This window comes from Oceanicola sp. S124 (genome assembly GCF_000220565.1).
In the GTDB taxonomy this organism is placed as follows: Bacteria; Pseudomonadota; Alphaproteobacteria; order Rhodobacterales; family Rhodobacteraceae; genus Pseudooceanicola.
The window spans coordinates 1-20,391 of record NZ_AFPM01000111.1; the positions used below are offsets into that span (position 1 = coordinate 1).

Genomic DNA, 20,391 nt, shown 5'->3' on the forward strand with positions numbered 1-20,391 from the left:
ACCCCCATCGAGACGCCCTGCCCCAGCGGTGTCAGCAGATAGCCCTGGTCGATGTTCTGCTCGTAGCTGCCGTGGCCCACCTCGTGGATGGTGGAATAGAAGCAGTTGAAGGGGTCCTCGGGGTTGGTGCGGGTGGTGATGCGCACGTCATTGCCCGAGCCCGAGCTGAAGGGATGCACCGCCTTGTCGATCCGGCCCCGGGACAGGTCATAGCCGAAGGCCAGCGCCAGCTTGGTGGCGAAGGCCATCTGCCCCTCGTCCGGGAAGGTTCCGCTGAGGCCCTTCGGCGCAGGCTTCTCCAGCACCTTGCCGCGCAGCTCGACCAGCCGCGGACGCATCTCGTCGAACATCGCCGAAAGCTCGGCTGCAGTGGCGCCGGGCTCGTAGTCATTGGCCAGGGCGTCATAGAGATCGCCCCCCGCCGCAAGCGCCTCGGCCTCCTGCTGGCGCAGCTCGACGACGCGCGAAAGCACCGGGGCGAAGGCGGCGAAATCGTCCTTGGCGCGGGCTTCTGCCCATTGGCCCTGGGCCACCGAGGTCACCCGCGCCAGTTCAGCGGCCAGCGCCGCAGGCACCTTGCGGGCGCGGTCATGGCTGCGCCGGATGTGGCGCAGCTTGGCGGCATCGGCCTGGGACATCTCGGTGCCCTCGCAGGCCGCCAGCCACTCGCCCAGCCGGGCGTCTGTGCGCCGGGCATGCAGGACGGATTCCATCGCCGCCATCTCTTCACCACGCTGCTCGGCAGAGCCGCGCGGCATCACGGTTTCCTGGTCCCAGCCAAGGCGACCGGCGACCTGGGCCAGCGCCTCGGTCTCCTTCTGGTAGGCAAGAAGATCGGCAAGGGGAGTGTTGGTCATGGATCAGCCTCGGACGCTGGTGGAAACGGGATAGGCGGCGGCGAAGCGGGCGCGCAGGATCAGCACCCAGAGCAGCACCGCGACGACCTGGTGGGTGATCGCCACATGCAGATGCGCGGCGGTCATCACGGCGGCCACGCCAAGGGCAACCTGCCCCCAGAGCGCGAGATAGGCCGCGGTGAAGGCGCGCCGCGTCGCCTTGTTAGCGCTGCGCCGGCCGCGCAGGAAGACCACGGTGCCGAAGATCAGCAGCAGGTAGCCGGACATGCGGTGGATGAACTGCACCAGCCCGGGGTTTTCCAGGAAATTGCGCCACAGGGGCTCGATGTCGAAGGCATAGGGCGGGAAGAACTGCCCCCCCATGGTCGGCCAGTCAGTGTAGCTGCGCCCGGCGTCGATGCCGGCAACCAGCGCCCCAAGCAGGATCTGCAGGAAGGCGAAATGCATCCAGCCGGTGGCCAGCGAAAACGGCTTCGCCTCGCGCGCCCGGCGCGCCTGCATCAGGTCACGCTCTTCCCGGCCCAGTAGGAAGATGTACCAGGCCAGCAGGCCAAGGATGATGAAGGCCAGCCCCAGGTGCGTCGCCAGCCGGTAGGAGGCCACGCTCAGCATGCCCTCGCCGAGGCCGGAATGCACCATCCACCAGCCGATCGCGCCCTGAAGGCCGCCAAGCAGCCCGACATGGAACGCCTTGCCCTTCCACCCCACCGGGATCTTCCCAGCGATCAGCAGCCCAAGGAAGCCAACCGCCCAAACCAGCCCGATCAGGCGGCCCAGCTGACGATGGCTCCACTCCCACCAGTAGATCTGCTTGAAGTCGGCAAGCTCCATCCACGAGTTCATCTCGGTGAACTGCGGGATCTGCTGGTAGAGTGCGAATTCCGCTTCCCAGTCGGCCTGGTTCAGCGGTGGCAGCGCCCCCGACAGCGGCTTCCATTCGGTGATCGACAGCCCGCTGTCCGTCAGCCGGGTCAGCCCGCCGACGACGATCATCGCGGCAACCAGCAGGAACAGCAGGACCATCCAGACCCGCACGGCACGGCGAGAGCCCCGCTTCGCGGCGTCGATCCCCCCGGCGCGGGTTTCGGCACGGGTGTCGCTGCCCACCTCTTCGAAGATGCTGCGTTTCTCGCTCATGAGGCCCTCATCTGGCTGTGCTCGGCCAACGGAACCTAGTCCCCGACAGGGACAGGGGCAAGTCAGTCGCCGCGTTCCTTCCAGCGGACCATCTGACGCAGGATGCCATGCAGCATCTGCACATCCGAGCGGGTCATCGCCATCCGGGACCAGAAATTGCGCAGCACCAGCTTCATGCCCTCGGCCTTGGTCTCGGGGAAGAAGAAGCCCGCCTCTTCCAGCCGCCCCTCGTAGTGATCGGCCAGCTTCTCGATCTCGACCTGGCTGGCCCAGTCGGCCCCGGCCATCTCCATCCGCTCGGGCTGGACGTCCACCGCACCCCGGCGCCATTCATAGGCGGTCAGCAGCACGCATTGCGCGAGGTTCAGCGAGGCAAACTCGGGGTTCACCGGCACGTTGATGATGGCATTGGCCCGGGCGATATCGTCATTCTCGAGCCCCGCGCGTTCGGGGCCGAAGAGCACGGCCACCTTCTCCCCTGCGGCGATCTTCTCGCGCGCCATCTCCATCGCCCGCTCGGGCGTCACCACGGGCTTCGTCAGCCCGCGCGCCCGCGCCGTCGTGGCGAAGACATAGGTGCAATCCTCAAGCGCGCCTGCCGTCTCCTCGGCCAGTTGCGCCTCGTCCAGCAGCCGCCCCGCCCCCGAGGCCAGGGCCACGGCGCGCTGGTTCGGCCAACCGTCGCGCGGCGCCACCAGCCGCATCCGGTCCAGCCCGAAATTCCACATCGCCCGGGCGGCACCACCGATGTTTTCCCCCATCTGGGGGCGGACAAGAACGAAGACAGGCTGGGACATGGGATACCTCGGGCAGTGAAGCCCCCTCCTAGCCCTGCCCGCCTGTCCTGTCGAGGGCCCGGGCACCCGGCCACATTGGTCTAAAGCCTCCGGCGGGAGTATTTTCAGCCTGGTGATGATGCAGGGACAGTGCCTTTCCGGGCGCCCTCCGTCTCCGCCGGGAGCGTGCCACGCTCCTGATCGGGACCCCGGGTGCCTCTATGTCCCCCCCTGCATCATCACCAGGCTGAAAGTACTCCGGGGGTGAATTGGGCCCGCAGGGTTCAAGAGGGGGCAGCGCCCCCTCCCCCCGTGCCCTTTGCGCCTCCCCTTCACTCCCTTGGCAAGCCGGGCCCTTCCGCGCTATAGCAGCCGGAAATTCAAGAGGATCCCATGTCCCAGGAAGAGCAGCCGCAGATCTACCTGATCTCCCCGCCCGAGTTCGATCTCATGGTCTTCCCCGAGCGTCTGGCCGCCGTGCTGGACGCCCGCGAGGTGGCCTGTGTGCGCCTGGCCCTCGCCAGCCATGACGAAGACCGCATCTGCCGCGCTGCCGATGCCCTGCGCGAGGTGACCACGCCGCGCGACGTGGCGCTGGTGATCGACCGGCATTTCCTGCTGGCCGAACGCCTTGGGCTCGACGGTGTCCACCTGGATGACGGCGCGCGCTCGGTGCGCAAGGCGCGCAAGGCGCTTGGGGCCGATGCCATCGTCGGTGCCTATGCCGGCGCCTCGCGCCACGAGGGCATGAACGCCGGCGAGGCGGGCAGCGACTATGTCGCCTTCGGCCCGGTCGGCGCCTCGGCGCTGGAGGATGGCGAGACCGCCGCCTTCGAGACCTTCGAGTGGTGGTCGCAGATGATCGAGATCCCCTGTGTCGCAGAGGGCGGCCTGACCCCCGAGCTGGTTGCGCAGCTTGCCCCGGTCACCGACTTCTTCGGCATCGGCACCGAGATCTGGGACGCCGAAGACCCGGTTGCCGCCCTCGCCGCGCTGACCGCGGCTTTCTGACCCCATCCACAGGCGTAGGGCGGGCTTCAGCCCGCCTTCTGCCAGTCCCAGGGCATGGCCTCGCGGATGGTACGCTCACAGGCCGCGGCAAGCGCCTTGCGATCGGTGAAATCGGCCATGCGCAGCGGCGCATGGTAAATCACCTCTACGCTTCCCTGCGGCCGGGCAGCCATCACCTTCAGGAAGCTGGCGCCAAAGCCCATGTCGCCCCACCATCCGTAAAAGCGTGGCTCACCGCCCTCGGGGGCGCGGTAGAGCAGCGTCACCGGCTGCACCTGCAGCCCGGCGGGCAGGCTGGCATCAAAGAAGACATCGAACAGCGAGGACTTGAAGGGCAGCAGCCGCTTGCCATCGGTCGAGGTGCCCTCGGGGAAGAAATGCAGCCGCTGGCCGGCGCCCAGGCGTTCCAGCAACTGGTCGCGCTGGCGCTTCGCCTCGCCGCGCCGGCGGTCGATGAACAGCGTGCCCGTCGCCCGCGCCATGTGGCCGATGCCCGGCCAGCCGCGCACCTCGGACTTGGACACGAAGAACACCGCTCCAGGCGCCGAGAGGGTGAAGATGTCCAGCCAGGAGACATGGTTCGACACCATCGCCCCCGTTCCGCGCATCGGTCGCCCCGTCACCTTCAGCCGCATGCCCGAGCAGGCGAAGAAGGCGCGCGCCACCGCCTGCTGGAAGACCGGCGTCACCGGACGGCGCAGTCCGCAGAGCGGCGCCTCGATCAGGCGCACCAGCAGCAGGGCCAGCAGGCAGAGCAGCAGGATCAGCGCCAGCGGCAGCACGCGCAGCGCTGCCAGCAGCCTTCCTGCGGTCGAAACGGGCGTCTCGGCCGGGGCTTCGGGGGAGGTCCAGGTCGCCATCTCAGTCTCCGCGCCGGAACAGCCGGCTCTGCTTCTCGTTCAGCAGCGCCGTGTCGAGCACCAGGCAGACATCGGTGGTATTGAAGGCATGGTCGACGAAGGCCCCCTCGCCGACGAAACCGCCCAGCTTCAGGTAGCCCTTGATCAGCGGCGGCACGGCGCGCATGGCGGCGACCCGGTCAAGCTGCGCCTCGGGTATCAGGTCCATCGGCTGGAAAGCCTCGGCCCGGGCGCGCACCCGCAGCGCCTCGGGGGCCAGGTGCCGGGCATGCAGCACCGACAGCGAGGGCGCCAGCGCCGCGACATCCGTGCCATGGAACGACGCGGTACCGAAGAGCACCTCGATCCCTCGCTCGGTCACGTAATCGGCCAGCGCCGACCACATCACCATCATTCCCGCACCGCCCCGGTAGTCGGGATGCAGGCAGGAACGGCCAAGTTCCAGCAGCCTGCGCCCCGAGCCGGTCAGCTTGCCAAGGTCATATTCATCGGCCGAATAGAACTGCCCGACCTCGCGCGCCGCCTCATCGGTCAGCAGCCGGTAGACGCCGACGACTTGGGCGTCGAGCCCGCCCGGCCGGGCGCGGTCGATCAGCAGAAGGTGGTCGAAGAAGGGATCGAAGCGGTCCTGCTCCAGCCGGGCCGCGTGATCGACCATGTCACCGCCGCCGCCCAGCTCCTCGACGAAGACCGCGTAGCGCAGGCGCTGCGCCGCGCGCAGCTCGGCCTCGCTGGTCGCAAGCCGGGTCTCGAAATCGGGACGGCCCGCGACGGGCGCGGTGCCGGATCTGGGGCCGGGTCCGGTCATCAAGTCTTGCGGCGTCCTGTCAGCGTGGGCTTTCCGGCGTCCCTGCCGGTCGCGCCGGTTTTAGGCAAGCGGACCCGCCCATGCAAGAAGCAGGGTTCAGAGAGCATTACGAAATTGTTTGCAACATAAAGTTGTCTTAACCTCTTCGTTACCATTCGGCGGCTTCACTTGTCGAAGACCGGGATCAGGTCGATCCTGGAACCGTCGATAACCACCTTGCCGGCTTCGGTGAAGTTCACGGTGATCCGTCCGGCGATGTTCGACTGGACCTGGCCCAGCCCCCATTCCGGTTGCTGGGGATGGCGCACCATCATGCCGGGTTCCAGCAGGTTGTTCAAATCGCTCATCGGGGGCCTCTCAGGCGTCCATGGGTGTCAGGGTACAGAGTAAAGGGTCAAAGCATTGCAGACCACGCATCTTCTTGCATCTCTCATCGGATCACGGATCTGTCACGACCTGATCTCGCCCGTGGGCGCGATCCAGAACGGGCTAGAGCTGCTGTCGCTCGAAGGCGCCGTTCGCGGGCCCGAGATGATGCTGATCTCCGACTCGGTCTCGGCAGCTTCGGCCAAGATCCGCTTCATGCGCATCGCCTTCGGCGTGGCGGGACAGGGTCAGAAGATCGGCCGCAGCGAGGTGGCGGGCATTCTCGACGACCTCAGCCAGTCCGGGCGCATCACCTACGACTGGACCCCGACCGGCGACTTCCAGCGCTGCCAGATCCAGGAGGTCTTCCTGGCCCTGCTCTGCATCGAGAGCGCCATGCCCCAGGGCGGGGTGATCTCGGTCACCCGCGCCGACAAGCCCGGCTGCAACTGGGAGGTCTCGGGCCCCGCGCTGGCCGCCCGTCCCGATCCTGCGCTCTGGCGCGTGGTCGAGGGCCGCGAGGACGGGGCGGCGATCGCGCCGGCCCACGTCCAGTTCGCCCTGCTGCCGGCGCTGGTCGGGGATCGTCACGGCGAGCTTGACCTGCTGGTCAGTGAAGACAGCCTGACGCTTCGGTTCTGAGGGGAACGGGCTGAGCGAAGCGGCTGACGGTTGTGACATTCGGGGCTGGCTCCGAGGGCCAGCTTCGCGGCCACTTTAAAGGCCAAAGCGCCAAGCCGATCCATCCGGGCGACCTGCCGGGGTACGGATGGCCCCTGCCCTCGCGCCCGGGGCCTGTGGCGCCGGGCCTGCGCCCCCTCCCGGCCCAAATGGAAACGGCGCGGCCCGAGGGCCACGCCGCGTATTCCGGGCTCCGGCTCCGGCTCAGGCTCAGGCGCGGACGGTGCCATCACCGACGACAAGGTACTTGAAGCTGGTCAGCTGCTCGGCGCCGACGGGGCCACGGGCGTGCATCTTGCCGGTGGCAATGCCGATCTCGGCGCCCATGCCGAACTCTCCGCCATCGGCAAACTGGGTCGAGGCGTTCCACATCAGGATGGCGCTGTCGATCCGCTGGAAGAAGCGCTCGGCCACGCCGGCATCCTCGGTGATCACCCCCTCGGTATGGCTGGACGAGTACTGCCGGATATGGGCAATCGCTGCATCGACATCCGAGACGACCTTCGCCGCGACGATGCTGTCGAGGTATTCCTTGCCCCAGTCGTCTTCCGTGGCCGCGACCACGCCGGGGATCTTCGCCAGTTCCGCGTCGCCGCGCACCTCGACGCCCCGGTCCACCAGCGCGCGCAGCACGCCCTGGCCGATGGTCTTCACCACGTCCTCATGGATCAGCAGGCATTCGACGGCGCCGCAGATGCCGGTGCGCCGGGTCTTGGCGTTCAGCACGATATCCAGCGCCTTCTGCGGATCGGCGGCCTTGTCGATGTAGATATGCACGATGCCTTCGAGATGGGCAAAGACCGGCACCCGCGCCTCGCGCTGCACGAGGCCGACAAGCCCCTTGCCACCACGCGGCACGATGACGTCGATATAGTCGACCGCCTTCAGCATCGCCGAGACCGCCTCGCGGTCGCGGGTCGGCACCAGCTGGATCGCCGCCTCGGGCAGGCCGGCGCCGCGCAGGCCCTCCAGCAGGCAGGCATGGATGGCGCGCGAGCTGTGGAAGCTCTCCGAGCCGCCGCGCAGGATCACCGCATTGCCGGCCTTCAGACAGAGCGCACCGGCATCGGCGGTGACATTGGGACGGCTTTCATAGATCACCCCGATCACGCCGAGGGGCGTGCGCACGCGGCGGATCTTCAGGCCCGTCGGCTGTTCCCATTCGGCGATCACCTCACCGACGGGATCCTTCTGCTCGGCAATGGCGCGCAGGCTGTCGGTGATGCCGCGAATGCGGGCCTCGTCCAGCTTCAGCCGGTCCATCATCGCCGGGCTCAGGCCCTTTTCGGCGCCATAGGCCAGGTCCTGCTCGTTCGCTGCGATGATCTCGCGCCGCGCCGACCAGACCGCCTCGGCGGCACCGATCAGGGCGGCATGCTTGCGCTCGGCGCTGGCAAAGGCCAGATCGGCAGCGGCCGCTTTCGCAGCGGTACCGATGCCGTTCATCATTTCTTCGATGGTTTGGGCGTCTTTCATCCCGGTCTCCTCTCGCGCGGGCGGTGGCCTCCCTCAGCCTAGCCTGCCCGCTGGATCATGGCCATGTCATCCCGGTGCACAAGGGCCGCGCGGCCCGGATAGCCCAGGAGTTCCTCGATCTCGCGGCTCTGGTGACCTGCCAGCGCCCGCGCCTCTTCGGCGGTATAGCGCGTCAGGCCCTGCCCCAGGACCGCCCCGGATGGGCCAAGGATTTCAACCGGTTCGCCCCGGCCGAAGCTGCCCTCCACGCGCGTGACACCCGCCGGCAACAGCGAGCGTCCCTTCTCCAGCGCCGCCTCGGCGCCCTGGTCGACAAAGAGCCGCCCTTGCGGCTTCATCGAGACGATCCAGCCCTTGCGCGCCGCGCCCGGATCGCCCTGGGCGCTGAACCAGGTGGCCGCGGCCCCCGCTTCCAGCGCCTGCAGCGGATTGATGCGCGAACCCAGCGTGATCGCCATGGCGCAGCCCGCGCCGGTGGCGGTCTTGGCCGCCATCAGCTTGGTCTTCATGCCACCCTTGGACAGGCCCGAACCCGCATCCCCCGCCATGGCCTCGATCTCGGGCGTGATCCGCTCGACCAGGTCGAAACGGCGCGCCGAGGCATCGGCATGGGGGTTGGCGGTATAAAGCCCGTCGACATCCGACAGCAGCACCAGCCGGTCGGCGCCGACGGTGACGGCGACCTGCGCCGCGAGGCGGTCGTTGTCGCCATAGCGGATCTCGTCGGTGGCGACGGTATCGTTCTCGTTGACGATGGGCACGGCGCCGAAGGCCAGCAGGGTTTCCAGCGTGTTGCGCGAGTTCAGGTAGCGGCGGCGGTTGGCGCTGTCTTCCAGTGTCACCAGCACCTGCGCCACGGTGATCCCGTGCCGCTTCAGCGCGCCCTCGTAGGCGGCGGCCAGTCCGATCTGACCCACAGCGGCGGCGGCCTGCGCCTGTTCCAGCGGCAGCGCGCCAAGCCCCAGCCCCAGCACCCCGCGCCCAAGCGCGATGGAGCCCGAAGAGACCAGCACCACCTCGGTGCCCCGTGCCTTCAGCGCCGCCACGTCATCGCAGAGCGACTGCAGCCAGTCCGATTTCAAATGCCCTGTCGCGACGTCGACCAGCAGGGCCGAGCCGATCTTCACCACCAGGCGCCGGGCGCCCGCAAGCGCAGGGGTCAGGGCTGCCACGCGCCGTCCTCCTGATCATCCTCGCGGCCCTCTTCTTCCTTACGGCGCAGGCGGTCGTCGTCGATCCGGGCGCGCAGGGCGCGCAGCACCTCGGTGGTGCCCTCGCCCGAGGCGCCGGACATGAACATCACCGGCCCGCCGGTGACCTCTTCGAGGAATTCGCGCTGCATCTCGCGCAGCTCGTCATCCAGCGCATCGACCTTGTTCAGCACGGTGATGCGCGGCTTCTCGGCCAGCCCGGCGCCATAGGCCTCAAGCTCTCCGATGATGGTCTCGTAGTCCTCGGCCACCTCGTTGGCGGTACCATCGACGAGGTGCAGCAACACGGCGCAACGCTCGACATGGCCAAGGAACAGGTCGCCCAGGCCACGGCCCTCGCTGGCGCCCTCGATCAGGCCGGGGATGTCGGCGACGACGAACTCGACGCCATCCACGCCGACGACGCCCAGGTTGGGGTGCAGCGTGGTGAAGGGATAGTCGGCGACCTTGGGCCGGGCGTTCGAGGTCGCGGCGAGGAAGGTCGACTTGCCCGCATTGGGCAGGCCCAGCAGGCCGACATCGGCGATCAGCTTGAGGCGCAGCCAGATGGTGCGCTCGACCGCCTCCTGGCCCGGGTTGGCCCGGCGCGGCGCCTGATTGGTCGAGGTCTTGAAATGAGCGTTGCCGAATCCGCCGTTGCCGCCCTTGGCCAGGACGACGCGCTGACCGACCTCGGTCAGGTCGGCGACCACGGTTTCCTCGTCATCCTCGATGATCTCGGTGCCGACGGGCACGCGCAGGATGATGTCGTCGCCATCCCGGCCGGTCGACAGGCGGCCCATGCCGCCCTGCCCGTTCTGGGCAAAGAAGTGCTGCTGGTAGCGGAAGTCGATCAGGGTGTTCAGCCCCTCGACCGCCTCGGCGATCACGTCGCCGCCACGGCCACCATTGCCGCCATCGGGTCCACCGTATTCGATGAACTTCTCGCGCCGGAACGAGATGCACCCGTTTCCGCCGGCACCCGAACGAATATAGACCTTGGCGAGATCGAGGAACTTCATGTCTTTACCCCTGCCGCAAAGGTCGCTCTAGCTCAGGCGGACCGGCGGCTCAATCGAGTTTTCTGATATAGGTCCATGTGGGGACCTTGGCGCCCCGCGCGACCGAGTAGGCTTCTGCGTCGCCCACGTATTCGAAACCGCCCTTGGTCAGGACGCGGGCCGCGCCCGGATTGTCCTGAAACACCGAGGCGAAGAAGCTGCGATCGCCCAGCGGATTGGCCGAGACCAGCGCCTGCACGGCGGCCGAGGCGACATTGCCGTTCCACCAGCTTGGCGCGACCCAGTAGCCGATCTCGCTCTGCGCATCGTCGATCCGCTTCAGGCTGATCACGCCCTTCAGCTCGGCCCCGCCGACGCGGCTGCCGTCGATCGCCCAGATCACCTCTCGCGGAGAGGGCTGCAGGGCGCGGGCGATGAAGCTTTCCGTCGTGCCGGGCGGCAGCGGATGCGGGATCGAGCTGGTCATCTTCGCCAGCCGCTCGTCCGCCGCATAGAGGTCGATCAGCCCGCTGTCGGAATAGCGCAGGGGCCGCAGGTCAAGATCCTCTCCCGCGATGACCGGCTGGTCGTAGGCAGGCGCCTCCCGCTTGGCCGAAGCCGCGAGAATCGCCCCGCTGCGGGACTTGATCGGATCCTTGATGTTCGCGTCGCTCATTGGGGGTGCTCCTCTGGGGGTCTTGCCCCTTTCACCACCGAAACGGCTAAGGGGACCGGCTGACTGCCGATCCCCTTTTTCTCATTCGCGAATGAAGGTCGGCTTACTCTGCGGCCTCGGCCACTGGCAGCACGGAAATGAAGGTCCGGCCCTTCAGGCCCTTGTGGAACTTCACGTTGCCGTCGACGGTGGCGAAGATCGTGTGATCCTTGCCCATGCCGACGCCTTCGCCGGGGTACCACTTGGTACCGCGCTGGCGCGCCAGGATGTTGCCGGCGATGACGTCTTCACCACCGAATTTCTTGATGCCGAGGCGACGACCTGCAGAGTCGCGACCGTTGCGGGAAGAACCGCCAGCCTTTTTGTGTGCCATCTTGCGTGTCTCCTGTTAACGGGGCCCTTACTGGGCCAGTTCCTTGGCTTCGCCGACCCAGTTGTTCGACTGGGCTTTGCCCTTGAAGGCGTCGTCGAGCGCTTCGACGTCGGCTTCGGTCCAGGCGGCGATCTGGGCGAAGGAGGTGATGCCGGCTTCGATCAGCTTCTTCTCCAGCGCCGGGCCAACGCCCGAGAGCTTCTTCAGGTCATCGGCGCCCTCTGCCTTCGGGGCAGCGGCTTTCTTTTCTGCCTTGGGGGCAGCGGCCTTCTTTTCGGCCTTGGGGGCGGCGGCAGCAACGGCCACGCCCGAGATCGAACCGGCACCCACGGCAGCCTTGACGCCCGACTTGTCCGCGCCTTCGGCCAGGATGTCGGTGATCTTCAGCAGGGTCAGCTGCTGACGGTGGCCCTTGGTGCGCTTCGAGCTGTGCTTACGGCGGCGCTTGACGAAGTTGATGACCTTGTCGCCCTTGACCTGGTCGATGACCTCGGCCTGAACGGCGGCGCCGGCCACGAAGGGGGCGCCCAGGGTCACGCTGTCGCCACCCAGCATGAGAATTTCGTTGAACTGGATCTTTTCACCGGCATCGGCTGCCAGCTTTTCGACGCGCAGCAGGTCACCAGACTGGACCTTGTATTGCTTGCCGCCGGTCTTGAGAACCGCAAACATGTGCTCTTCCTTCTCTTCTGACGCGTCCTGCGGCCCCCTTTGCGGGTGTTCATGACCTTGCGGTCGCCGGTGAACTGCGCGCCCTGTCTTGGGCGAAATTGAAATGCCCGGCGAAGCACGAGGCCTGCCGGGATGGCGGGCTTATCGGGGCAAAGCGGGGGGCTTGTCAAGACGAAACCGTCAATACCTGCGGGGGCCCGGGACCCCGGATTGCGGCCCCGAAGCTGGCCTCGCAATTGACCCCGACTGCGGCTAAAGTTCCTCTCCGCTGAGCAGGGTCGAGACCGACAGCCCCAGGGCGTGGTAGATCTGGTTGTAGAGCACCGCGTAGGCGTCGAACAGGGCCGCGTTCAGCCGCTGCCCCTCGGGGCTTTCCGACAGCGCGAGGTAGCGCGCCATGTCGTCCTGAGAGAGATCGCGGTAGGCCGCCGTCAGGAAGGCCCGCAGCCAGAGCTCGGTCTCGATGCGGGTCGCCTCTTCCTGCTGCCAGACATCGGCGAAGATCTCGTCCTCGTCCAGGGCGAAGGCACCGCCCTCGACCAGCCCGAAGTAGAAATGCGCATTCGCGGTGAGCGCCCCGCCCAGATTGCGGTCGATCAGGTCGTTGGCCTCGATGAAGGCGCTGACCTGCGCATAGAGCTGCGGCTGCTCGACCTGGGTCAGCTCGGCCGCGCGCTCGGCCGCCCGTTCGGCGCCGGGCTCCAGGAAGGCCCGCCGCGTCGCCAGTTCGGCCGCGACGACCTGCTGCCCGGCGGGCGAGGCATAGAACGCCATCACCCCCTGCCCCGGCACCCCGAGGCCCTCTTCGAAGGCCTCGCGCAGGGTGGCGTTCATCCGGGGCGGATCGTAGATGCGCAGGACCATCTCGCGGAATGCCGGTCCGGCGGGGGCATCCAGGTAGCTCTCGGCCAGGTCGGCGCTCATCGCCAGCCCCTCCAGCCGCATCGTTTCGACCATCTCCGGCAGGCCCATCAGGTCATAGAGCCGCGCCTCCGGCGGTCCGGCCAGCGCCCCGAGGGGCGTCAGCAGGAACCAGGCCAGGAGGGCGCGCAGGCGCATCGCTCAGAGCTCCTCGCCCGAGCCGGCACCGGTCAGCAGCGCGGCGGCGGCCTCGAAGCGGTCGGCCATGACCTCGTATTGCACGGCATTCATCAGCTCGTAGACCCGCTGCATCGCCGGATCTTCCAGCGCGGCGGCATAGGCGTCGATCTCTTCGGTCGAGAAATCGCGATAGGTCAGCGCGGCATTGGCCATGCCCGCCTCCAGTCCGTCCTGTTCGCCCATCTCGCGGAACTGGCCGGCGATCAGGTCGCGCAGCGCATCATCGCCCACGCTCAGCTCGATCACCCCGGCATTGCGCGCCGCGATCATGAAGCGCGCCTGCACCTCGGCCATGGCCAGCGCCCCGTCGCTGGTGTCGTCCAGCGCCGAGATCAGCCGTTCCAGCGCCGAAAGCCGCGCGATGTCGCGCCCCTCGACAACCTCGGACAGGGCCGCAGCGGCGGCCTCGGGCTTGCCGGTGTCATCGGCCAGGTGCGAGGCGTTCTCGACCTCGACCAACCGCTGCCCCAGCTCGGAGCCATAGAAATCGCGCGCCGTGACCATCTCGTCCGCGGTCAGCGTGGCCGAGAGCATGTCCAGCGCCATGGTCTGGATCTGCTCGTTGCGGAAAACCCGCGCCGCCATCACGTCCCAGACCGCGCGGAAACCGCGGTCGTCGATGCCCAGCATCGCCGGGCCGTTGTCGGCCGACATGACGATGCTTTCCAACGCCGCGTCGAATCCGGTGACCTTCAGGAAGTCGCGTGCCTCTTCGCGGCTGGCGGACTGCCCCGGCAGCGCCTGGGCCAGAAGCAGCACCAGGGCGCCGAGCATCGCCAGGACGGCACCGCGCAGGTCCGGCATCCGCTGCGCGTCGATGGTTGGGCCGGTCGTTCGGCTGGCGGCCATCCGGGCAAGCGCCCCGTGATGACGTTGCGTCAGGGTCCGGCCCTCGGGGACTTGGAAATCTCGCATCCTGTCTCTCCTCATATCTGCCTCATGATAGGAAGGCGCCGCCCCCGGATTTCAAGGGCTGACGGGGTCACATCCCCGCGTGCAGGGCCACCGGACGGCGCTGCATGCGGGCATCGGCGAAGGGCCGCCGGACCGAGCCTATGACATTTCCTGCATGTCGCAACCAAAACCCCTTGAACCCGCCCGCGTTTCTCTTTAGACGGCCCTCCACGACCCCCGCGGAGAGGTGCCGGAGTGGTCGAACGGGGCGGTCTCGAAAACCGTTGAGCCTTTACGGGTTCCCAGGGTTCGAATCCCTGTCTCTCCGCCACTTTCCCTCGGCTTACCCGGATTTTCATCCGGGACGCCGACGGGAGGTCGGCCCGCCCGATGCGGCGAAACCCCCAGTCAGATCCATGTCCGAAGCGCTGCCGGCAGACGATGCCTGCGGGATCACACATGTGCCCCGGGGGCCGGTATCTTTCCCCCTGCCCCGCAGCCATGTAGGCCCCGCGCGTCCACGTCCCGGACGTGCGACTCCGGCCCCCCATGGACCGGACAGCCGACGGCCCGTCTTCAGGCGGCGGGACGGGCCGCGTCTCGCGCTGCGGGCCGCGCCAGCGCGTCCGGCGGCGGGCGCCCATGCAACTGGGCCAGGCGGCGCCATTGCTCGTGATAGCGCAGCACCTTGGCAAAGCGCGGATCCAGATGCGCCTCGTAGCCCGGCGGCGGCAGCACGCCATGGACCTGCTGCCAGACCTCGTCATGCAGCAGCTGTGCCTCGATGTCGGGCGGGTTGAGCGCCCGGGCGCGGCTGGCATGTTCCAGCGCCAGGTAGGGATTGCCCATGGCCCGGGCACGCTGACCCAGACGCAGGTGCAGGATGGCACGACCGTAGAACCCCTCGGGCAGGGCCTTGAGGAAGGCCTCGGCCCGGGCAGCCGGGAGGCGATTCTGCTCGAACAGGTAGAGCACGGCGCCAAGATCGGGATAGCGCGAGAGCTCGCCGGTGATCGGCTTCAGCACCTGGTGCAGGCGCCCCTTGAGCAGCGGATCGACCAGCGCCTGCATGCCGCCAAGCTCGGCCGCCACCACCGCCGCCACCTGGTGATAGCCATTGCGGATGGTGATCAGCCGCTGGCGCGGCACCTCGCTGGTGCAGAAGAAGTCGGCGGCATTCCTTTCGCCGGTGACCACCGTGTAGTCGAGATCCTGCCGGGCCAGCAGGCGCGACAGGGTCGGCGGCAGGTCCTCGTTCTGGCTGAAGCGCTCGAAGGCGCCCCCGGCGAGGCCGGCGTAGACCTCGGGCGACATGGCGAGGATCTTCGCCCCCGGCAGGGCGGCGCCAAGCAGCAGCGCCCCGTAGGCCCCCATCGAGCCGCCGATCACCGCCACCTCGTCATAGCCGCGCGCCAGCCCGGCCAGCCAGTCCCGCGTCCCCGAAAGCGAGGGCGGCCCCGCCCCAAGCGGCACGCCGTCGACGTACCAGCCATTGCCGGGGCTGTTGAGCAGCAGCAGGTCGTGGCCCGGCACATCCAGCGCCTTGAAGTAATCGAAGCGCCGCGCCGGCTTGCCGACGGCGGTGACACCGATCACCAGCCGCCGCGCACCGCGGCGCATCAGCAGGGCATGATCCGAAAGCCAGCTGCGATCGCTCATTCCAAGCGCCCTCCTAAAGCGGCGAGGCCAGCATCCATTCATGCGGGCCGCCCTCCAGTGCGGCGGCAACCTCGGCGTAGTTTCCGAGGATCTGCGACAGCGGTTCGGGGTTCATCTTGCGGTGCGAGGGGGCCAGGGGCACCGCGTCGCAGCCCATGACCTTCCCGGCAAGGGTGCGCGTCCGCTCGGCGAAGTCGCCGGTCCCCGAGAACATCTCCTCGTAGGTCAGCTCATGGGCGTTGCTGAGCGGCGCCAGCATGGCGCGGATCGCGGTATCCAGGCCGATCAGCCGCTCGATCTCGGCCGGCAGCGACGCGACCGGCAGCGAGACCTTTGGCTTTTCCCCGACATCCGGCCCCTCGCCGGCGGCGGCGAACCACTTGCCCGAGGCGTTCAGCAGCGCTTCGGAGGTGATCAGCCGCAGCTTGTTGCGCCGCACGATCTGGATGACCGGGCTGTCGCGGGTGTCGATGAAATCGACCAGGAAGGGCCGCGCGCCGGTGACGTCCTCCGAGACCGGGATCAGGTTCAGCCCCCAGTACTTGAGGTCCAGCAGCAGGTGCCGCCCCCGCGCAAGGCCGCGTAGCTCTTCGATGTAATCGGCGAAAAGCCTCTGGTGGCGGATCGGCCAGACCCACTTGGGATCCTCGGCCACCCGCCGCGCCACGTAGCCGTAAAAGCCGCGCTCGGCCTCCAGCTTGGCGGACATGATCTCGTGACAGTTCAGCCCGCCGCAGCGTTCCAGAAGGTCGCGGAAGACGGTGGTGCCGCTGCGATGGCGGCCCAGCAGGAAGATCAGATCGGTCTGGGGCATCGTCTTCGGTCTCCTTCAGCGGTACGGGTCACGGGGTCACCCCCTCGGCATAGAGCGCGCGGGCCAGGGTGGCGGCGCGGGCGGGATCGCTGCGGCACATCTCAAGCGCCGCCTCGCGCACCATGGCGCGGCTGCCGGCGTTCTGCCCCGGCGACCAGGGCCAGGACATCGAGCCGCGGCGGAACCGGTAGAGGAACCCCTGCCGCGGCAGCATCGCCACCTCGTGCCCGCGGGCGGTGAACTGCAGCCAGAAGGCCCAGTCGTCACCTTCGCCGTTGCGCCGGGTAGCGTCGAAACCGATATCGCGCAGCAGCGCCGTCGGCAGCAGGGCGGTCATCCGGTAGTCGTTTTCCAGCAGGTGCAGGTGATCACCCATCAGGTGCCGCAACACCGGCTCGCCGCTTTCGCCGAAGTTACGCCGCTGCGGGATCACCGCGTCGGGGCGCGCGGGGTGGTGGTTCCAGCAGTCCAGAAGCTGCCCGATCACCCCCGGCTCAAGCAGGTCATCGGCGTCGAGAAACAGCGCCAGGGGGCTCTCGCAGTGCTCGGCCAGGGTGTTGCGCGCGGCCAGCAGCCCGCCATTGGGCTGACGCAGGATCCGGCAGTCCGGCAGCAGGGCGCGGGCGTAGTCGAACCAGGGCTGATGGCTGTCCGGCGTACCGTCGTCGCAGATCAGCACCCGGGGAGGGCCGCCGCTCTGCCAGGCGAGGCTGTCGATCATCTCGTGGAACTCGTGGTCGGGCCGGTAGGCGGGCACCAGCACCGTGACATCGCCCGGAACCGCCTGCCGGCGTGGCATCGCATGCACCCTGCGCCCGCGCTTTTCCGACAGCGCCGCGTCATAGAGCTGCCCCATCTCGCCAGCGATCCGCTCGGGCGCCAGGGTCTCGCGGCAATGGGCGTTGAGCGCGGCGCAGATGTGGCCCGCCTGGTCCAGCATCCGTTCCATCTGCCGCTGCATTCCGCGAACCGAGCGCATCTGCGGATCCAGCAGGTGGTGCAACTGGTCCTCGGGGAAGAACTCGGCCATCGCGGTGCCGTCACGGACAACCGGCAGAAGCCCGGCGTCGATCGCCTCGACGCAGGCATAGGAGAAGGTCTCGGCCGAACCGAGATGCGGGCTGATCGCGCCGGGGTCCAGCAAGTCGAGCGCCCGCGCGCGCGGCAGATAGTCACTGAAGAAGACAGCGTCACGCAACCCGGGCGCGAGACGGGCGCGGACATAGGACGGCATGTCGGACTGGCGGAAGGGCGTGTCGACGATACGGCCCACCAGCCGGATCTGGCGCAGCGGGTGGATGTCGTTCAGCAGGTTGGCGAGGTAGATCAGCTTGTCGATCCCCTTCGACAGCGAAATCCGCCCCATGTAGAGGATCTCGTCCTGCAGCCCGGCGAAGCGGTCACCGTCGTGGCGGAAGGCATAGGGCTCGCGCACTACGGCAACCTGACGGTTGATGCCGTAGCTGCCCAGTCTCTCGGCAGCCGCCCGCGAGGGAGCCACCACCAGGTCAGAGCCGCGCGCCTGTTGGCGTTCGCAGAGGTTGTTCATCCGCGTCTGCGGCGTGAGCGGCAGCTGGTCGGCCTCGAAGAAGTCTTCGATGAAGCCGTGGTTGTAGGTCACCAGCAGGCGGTCCGAAGCGCCCTCTTCGGCCTGAAGCTGCTGGAAGGCGGTCAGGCAGGGGGCCAGGAAATCCGTCGCCTCGACCACGTCGATGCGCCAGTCACGCACCTTCTGGGCGATGCGGTCGGCCAGCCAGGTCGAGATGAAGAGGTTATGCGCCTCGACCGGGCAGATGCGCCAGATCTCGCGCGGGTCCAGCGCCTCGACGTGAATGTGCTCGGCCTCGAAGGGGGCGGGGCTGGCGGGGCGGCGGAAGGGCTGCTCTTCGGACCAGGTGAACAGGAAGACCTCATGTCCCGCCGCGCGCATGGCGGGAACCATGTATTCCAGGTAGGTGGCAATCCCGCCCGAAGGCGCCAGCGGCGTCTCGCGCGAGACGTAGAGGATGCGCATCGCCTAGCCCTCGTCCAGCGCCAGAACGGCGAAATGGTCGAGCTTCAGCGCATAGGTGCCGGCCAGGGGCAGTTCGAGGATCATCAGCGCCTCGCTCACGTCGTCCAGCGCCAGGTCGTCCATGGCGGCGGGGGCGATCCGCGCCGAATGCTCGAAGGGCATGGTCGAGACCGGGATGCGGTAGTTCAGGTGGTCAGTGGCGCGCCCGTCGCGCCGGTGCAGGCGCAGGTTCAGCGTCACGCTGCGGGGGATCTGGGCAGAGTTGCCGGCGGCGATGTCGAAGAACGAGATCGTGTCGATCCGCAGCCCCTTCGCCCGCTTCAGCGCCTCGACTGAGACCGCCGTTTCCAGCGTCACCCAACGGGGCTTGGCGGCCATGGGAAAGACCGGGTTGAGTGAAAGCCGGGCGACACCGCGCCCGGTCTGCGCCCCCGCCCGGTGCAGCGCCTTCAGCGAGACCGTGGCGCCGGTATCGCCCATCTCTGCGTCCAGCCCGACCCAGACATCCTTGGCAAAGTGCTTGTAGGGCTCAACGGCGACGGCAGGCAGCGGCACTGCCGCCTCGAAGAGCTGGCCCAGCCCGGTGGGGATCTCGGTCCAGCTGTCCAGCCCGGCCGGATCAACCTCGGCGATGTGCCCCTCGATCTCTGCGCGCAGCAGGCGCACCATGCGTTCCATTCCGCCCAGTTGGGTCCTGATGCGGCTCAGGCTCGTCTGCACGTCCATCTCGGGCCTCCGTGATCGCCGATTGGGCCGCAGGCGACCGCCCCGGTCCCTGCGCTTCGGCCCAAGTCTCGGCGTATCGAGGTTAATCCGACGTAAATTCTGCTGCGGTTCCGGCCCGGAAAGCGGCCAGAAGGACGGCGCTGCGTCATCCCGCCGCGGCATCCCCGCGCATTTTCGACGCCACGGTCAGATCCCGACAAGCATGAGACGCGATTTCACCCGCCATGCCTTCGCCGCCGCAGCCCGGGTTGCCATGCTCGGGCACGACCCGCAGGGGCCGGATGCGGATGTGAGCGTGATGAGCGAAAAGGCCCCCCCGCCGAGGGCCGCGCCCGGCTGTTCGCGCTGATGCGCGATCCCGCGCTGCCCCTGCCGCCCCCGCCCGACTGGGCCGGGGCGCCCTCGGCCCCCGAATTCCTGGGCGAAAGCCTGAAAACGCGCCGCGCGCGCGGGCCGGGCAAGGCCCTGCGCCGGATGCTGCGCCGCCTGCGCGAGGGCGCTTAGCCGAGGGACCGCCCCGCAGGATCAGGGTGACGTCGCCCGGGCGGCGTGCAAGGCGGCAAGAGGCGAGCTCAGTCCTGGTCGGCTTCGGCCTCCTCGCCCCCCCGGCCACGGAAGCCGGTGGCGACGACGAACTTCTCGGAACTGTCCGAGCGCGACGAGGGCGGTTTCATGTGGTGGACCTTGGTGAAGCGCTGCTTCAGCACCTTCTGCAACTCGCCCTCGGCCCCGCCGGCCAGCACCTTGGCGACGAAGGTGCCGCCCTCGCTGAGCACGTCGAAGGCCAGGTAGGCCGCGGCCTCGCAAAGCGCGATGATCCGCAGGTGGTCGGTCTGCTGGTGCCCGGAGGAGGCGGCGGCCATGTCCGACATCACCACGTCAGCCTCTCCGCCCAGCCATTCCTTGACCTGCACATCGGCATCATCGGCCATGAAATCGAGCTGGTGGATCTCGGCGCCGGGGATCGGATCGACCTCCTGGAGGTCGACGCCCAGGACGGTGCCGACGGCCTTGCCCTTCTTCTCGCCCAGGGCATTGATGCGCGGCACGGCAACCTGGATCCAGCCGCCGGGGGCGCAGCCCAGGTCAACGACGCGGGCGCCGGGCACGAGGAAGCGGAACTTGTCGTCCAGCTCCATGATCTTGAAGGCGGCGCGGCCGCGGTAGCCCTCGGCCCGGGCACGGGCGACATAGGGGTCGTTCAGCTGCCGCTGCAGCCAGCGTGTCGAGGACAGCTTGCGGCCGCGCGCGGTCTTCACCTTGACCGTCAGGTCGCGGTAGCCACGGCCCGAGCTGTTC

21 protein-coding genes, 1 tRNA gene and 1 pseudogene are annotated in these 20,391 nt (G+C 68.2%); 4 read left to right on the top strand and 19 right to left on the bottom strand.

Annotation, left to right across the window (positions count from 1 at the left end):
- From OS124_RS0108045 to OS124_RS0108055, 3 genes and pseudogenes are all read right to left on the bottom strand, one after another.
- Positions 1 to 857, bottom strand: a pseudogene (locus OS124_RS0108045) (carboxypeptidase M32); the annotation flags it as partial.
- A gap of 3 nt (positions 858 to 860) precedes the next feature.
- Positions 861 to 1,994 carry a heme A synthase gene (gene ctaA / locus OS124_RS0108050; RefSeq protein WP_010138981.1) on the bottom strand — a complete coding sequence of 378 codons (1,134 nt, stop codon included), beginning with the start codon at positions 1,992 to 1,994 and terminating at the stop codon, positions 861 to 863.
- A 62-nt stretch (positions 1,995 to 2,056) separates the two neighbouring features.
- A complete protein-coding gene (locus OS124_RS0108055) occupies positions 2,057 to 2,791 on the bottom strand; it encodes an RNA methyltransferase (RefSeq protein ID WP_010138982.1) in 735 nt (244 codons plus the stop codon).
- A 372-nt stretch (positions 2,792 to 3,163) separates the two neighbouring features.
- Between OS124_RS0108055 and OS124_RS0108060 the strand changes: the two genes are divergently transcribed.
- Positions 3,164 to 3,781, top strand: coding sequence for a thiamine phosphate synthase (locus OS124_RS0108060; RefSeq protein ID WP_010138983.1), 618 nt, complete (start codon positions 3,164 to 3,166; stop codon positions 3,779 to 3,781).
- A gap of 26 nt (positions 3,782 to 3,807) precedes the next feature.
- Here the strand turns inward: OS124_RS0108060 and OS124_RS0108065 are convergent, their stop codons facing one another.
- The 3 genes from OS124_RS0108065 to OS124_RS0108075 all read right to left on the bottom strand — a co-directional run bounded on the left by OS124_RS0108065 (position 3,808) and on the right by OS124_RS0108075 (position 5,796).
- Positions 3,808 to 4,641 (bottom strand): lysophospholipid acyltransferase family protein, encoded by an 834-nt coding sequence (locus OS124_RS0108065; protein ID WP_010138984.1) that lies wholly within the window; start codon positions 4,639 to 4,641, stop codon positions 3,808 to 3,810.
- A 1-nt stretch (position 4,642) separates the two neighbouring features.
- Entirely contained in the window at positions 4,643 to 5,449 is an 807-nt protein-coding gene (locus tag OS124_RS0108070; RefSeq protein WP_010138985.1) for a GNAT family N-acetyltransferase, read from the bottom strand.
- 164 nt (positions 5,450 to 5,613) lie between these two features.
- On the bottom strand, positions 5,614 to 5,796 hold the full coding sequence (locus OS124_RS0108075) for a DUF3553 domain-containing protein (protein WP_010138986.1): 183 nt from the start codon (positions 5,794 to 5,796) through the stop codon (positions 5,614 to 5,616).
- A 55-nt stretch (positions 5,797 to 5,851) separates the two neighbouring features.
- Between OS124_RS0108075 and OS124_RS0108080 the strand changes: the two genes are divergently transcribed.
- Positions 5,852 to 6,457, top strand: a complete 606-nt coding sequence (locus OS124_RS0108080) for a histidine phosphotransferase family protein (protein WP_010138987.1) — start codon at positions 5,852 to 5,854, stop codon at positions 6,455 to 6,457.
- 249 nt (positions 6,458 to 6,706) lie between these two features.
- Here OS124_RS0108080 and OS124_RS0108085 read toward each other — a convergent pair whose 3' ends face one another.
- From OS124_RS0108085 to OS124_RS0108120, 8 genes are all read right to left on the bottom strand, one after another.
- Positions 6,707 to 7,972: a glutamate-5-semialdehyde dehydrogenase gene (locus tag OS124_RS0108085; protein WP_010138988.1), complete on the bottom strand. Its 1,266-nt coding sequence runs from the start codon at positions 7,970 to 7,972 to the stop codon at positions 6,707 to 6,709.
- A gap of 38 nt (positions 7,973 to 8,010) precedes the next feature.
- Positions 8,011 to 9,144 carry a glutamate 5-kinase gene (gene proB / locus OS124_RS0108090; protein ID WP_010138989.1) on the bottom strand — a complete coding sequence of 378 codons (1,134 nt, stop codon included), beginning with the start codon at positions 9,142 to 9,144 and terminating at the stop codon, positions 8,011 to 8,013.
- A complete protein-coding gene (obgE, locus tag OS124_RS0108095; protein WP_010138990.1) occupies positions 9,132 to 10,184 on the bottom strand; it encodes a GTPase ObgE in 1,053 nt (350 codons plus the stop codon). Before obgE ends, proB begins: the two co-directional genes overlap by 13 nt.
- 49 nt (positions 10,185 to 10,233) lie before the next feature.
- Positions 10,234 to 10,839, bottom strand: a complete 606-nt coding sequence (locus OS124_RS0108100) for a GNAT family N-acetyltransferase (RefSeq protein ID WP_010138991.1) — start codon at positions 10,837 to 10,839, stop codon at positions 10,234 to 10,236.
- Between the two features lie 103 nt (positions 10,840 to 10,942).
- Positions 10,943 to 11,212, bottom strand: coding sequence for a 50S ribosomal protein L27 (gene rpmA / locus OS124_RS0108105; protein ID WP_010138993.1), 270 nt, complete (start codon positions 11,210 to 11,212; stop codon positions 10,943 to 10,945).
- A 27-nt stretch (positions 11,213 to 11,239) separates the two neighbouring features.
- A complete protein-coding gene (locus OS124_RS0108110; RefSeq protein WP_010138995.1) occupies positions 11,240 to 11,884 on the bottom strand; it encodes a 50S ribosomal protein L21 in 645 nt (214 codons plus the stop codon).
- A gap of 252 nt (positions 11,885 to 12,136) precedes the next feature.
- Positions 12,137 to 12,943, bottom strand: coding sequence for a DUF2059 domain-containing protein (locus OS124_RS0108115; RefSeq protein WP_010138996.1), 807 nt, complete (start codon positions 12,941 to 12,943; stop codon positions 12,137 to 12,139).
- A gap of 3 nt (positions 12,944 to 12,946) precedes the next feature.
- A complete protein-coding gene (locus OS124_RS0108120) occupies positions 12,947 to 13,900 on the bottom strand; it encodes a DUF2059 domain-containing protein (RefSeq protein WP_010138997.1) in 954 nt (317 codons plus the stop codon).
- A 220-nt stretch (positions 13,901 to 14,120) separates the two neighbouring features.
- On the opposite strand from OS124_RS0108120, the gene OS124_RS0108125 reads away from it, so the two are divergent.
- A tRNA-Ser gene (locus OS124_RS0108125) sits at positions 14,121 to 14,210 on the top strand.
- A gap of 245 nt (positions 14,211 to 14,455) precedes the next feature.
- Here OS124_RS0108125 and OS124_RS0108130 read toward each other — a convergent pair.
- Genes OS124_RS0108130 through OS124_RS0108145 form a run of 4 tightly spaced genes read right to left on the bottom strand, consistent with a single transcriptional unit; the run spans position 14,456 to position 19,092 of the window.
- Positions 14,456 to 15,538, bottom strand: a complete 1,083-nt coding sequence (locus OS124_RS0108130) for a hypothetical protein (protein WP_010138998.1) — start codon at positions 15,536 to 15,538, stop codon at positions 14,456 to 14,458.
- Positions 15,539 to 15,551: 13 nt separating this feature from the next.
- Positions 15,552 to 16,352: a sulfotransferase family protein gene (locus OS124_RS0108135; protein WP_010138999.1), complete on the bottom strand. Its 801-nt coding sequence runs from the start codon at positions 16,350 to 16,352 to the stop codon at positions 15,552 to 15,554.
- A 28-nt stretch (positions 16,353 to 16,380) separates the two neighbouring features.
- Entirely contained in the window at positions 16,381 to 18,366 is a 1,986-nt protein-coding gene (locus tag OS124_RS0108140) for a glycosyltransferase (RefSeq protein WP_010139000.1), read from the bottom strand.
- A 3-nt stretch (positions 18,367 to 18,369) separates the two neighbouring features.
- On the bottom strand, positions 18,370 to 19,092 hold the full coding sequence (locus tag OS124_RS0108145; RefSeq protein WP_010139001.1) for a hypothetical protein: 723 nt from the start codon (positions 19,090 to 19,092) through the stop codon (positions 18,370 to 18,372).
- Between the two features lie 348 nt (positions 19,093 to 19,440).
- Here OS124_RS0108145 and OS124_RS27355 point away from each other — a divergent pair, with 348 nt between their 5' ends.
- Positions 19,441 to 19,596: a hypothetical protein gene (locus OS124_RS27355; RefSeq protein ID WP_168161446.1), complete on the top strand. Its 156-nt coding sequence runs from the start codon at positions 19,441 to 19,443 to the stop codon at positions 19,594 to 19,596.
- A gap of 68 nt (positions 19,597 to 19,664) precedes the next feature.
- Here the strand turns inward: OS124_RS27355 and OS124_RS24055 are convergent.
- Positions 19,665 to 20,391 (bottom strand): RlmE family RNA methyltransferase (locus tag OS124_RS24055; protein ID WP_010139002.1); only part of this gene is annotated, 727 nt, incomplete at its 5' end.

What these genes read in the sequence shown, in the direction of transcription:
- ctaA (WP_010138981.1), bottom strand. Translation starts at nt 1,994, where the DNA reads ATGAGCGAGAAACGCAGCATCTTCGAAGAGGTGGGCAGCGACACCCGT.
- OS124_RS0108055 (WP_010138982.1), bottom strand. Translation starts at nt 2,791, where the DNA reads ATGTCCCAGCCTGTCTTCGTTCTTGTCCGCCCCCAGATGGGGGAAAAC.
- OS124_RS0108060 (WP_010138983.1), top strand. Translation starts at nt 3,164, where the DNA reads ATGTCCCAGGAAGAGCAGCCGCAGATCTACCTGATCTCCCCGCCCGAG.
- OS124_RS0108065 (WP_010138984.1), bottom strand. Translation starts at nt 4,641, where the DNA reads ATGGCGACCTGGACCTCCCCCGAAGCCCCGGCCGAGACGCCCGTTTCG.
- OS124_RS0108070 (WP_010138985.1), bottom strand. Translation starts at nt 5,449, where the DNA reads ATGACCGGACCCGGCCCCAGATCCGGCACCGCGCCCGTCGCGGGCCGT.
- OS124_RS0108075 (WP_010138986.1), bottom strand. Translation starts at nt 5,796, where the DNA reads ATGAGCGATTTGAACAACCTGCTGGAACCCGGCATGATGGTGCGCCAT.
- OS124_RS0108085 (WP_010138988.1), bottom strand. Translation starts at nt 7,972, where the DNA reads ATGAAAGACGCCCAAACCATCGAAGAAATGATGAACGGCATCGGTACC.
- obgE (WP_010138990.1), bottom strand. Translation starts at nt 10,184, where the DNA reads ATGAAGTTCCTCGATCTCGCCAAGGTCTATATTCGTTCGGGTGCCGGC.
- OS124_RS0108100 (WP_010138991.1), bottom strand. Translation starts at nt 10,839, where the DNA reads ATGAGCGACGCGAACATCAAGGATCCGATCAAGTCCCGCAGCGGGGCG.
- rpmA (WP_010138993.1), bottom strand. Translation starts at nt 11,212, where the DNA reads ATGGCACACAAAAAGGCTGGCGGTTCTTCCCGCAACGGTCGCGACTCT.
- OS124_RS0108110 (WP_010138995.1), bottom strand. Translation starts at nt 11,884, where the DNA reads ATGTTTGCGGTTCTCAAGACCGGCGGCAAGCAATACAAGGTCCAGTCT.
- OS124_RS0108115 (WP_010138996.1), bottom strand. Translation starts at nt 12,943, where the DNA reads ATGCGCCTGCGCGCCCTCCTGGCCTGGTTCCTGCTGACGCCCCTCGGG.
- OS124_RS0108120 (WP_010138997.1), bottom strand. Translation starts at nt 13,900, where the DNA reads ATGCGAGATTTCCAAGTCCCCGAGGGCCGGACCCTGACGCAACGTCAT.
- OS124_RS0108130 (WP_010138998.1), bottom strand. Translation starts at nt 15,538, where the DNA reads ATGAGCGATCGCAGCTGGCTTTCGGATCATGCCCTGCTGATGCGCCGC.
- OS124_RS0108135 (WP_010138999.1), bottom strand. Translation starts at nt 16,352, where the DNA reads ATGCCCCAGACCGATCTGATCTTCCTGCTGGGCCGCCATCGCAGCGGC.
- OS124_RS0108140 (WP_010139000.1), bottom strand. Translation starts at nt 18,366, where the DNA reads ATGCGCATCCTCTACGTCTCGCGCGAGACGCCGCTGGCGCCTTCGGGC.
- OS124_RS0108145 (WP_010139001.1), bottom strand. Translation starts at nt 19,092, where the DNA reads ATGGACGTGCAGACGAGCCTGAGCCGCATCAGGACCCAACTGGGCGGA.
- OS124_RS27355 (WP_168161446.1), top strand. Translation starts at nt 19,441, where the DNA reads ATGCGCGATCCCGCGCTGCCCCTGCCGCCCCCGCCCGACTGGGCCGGG.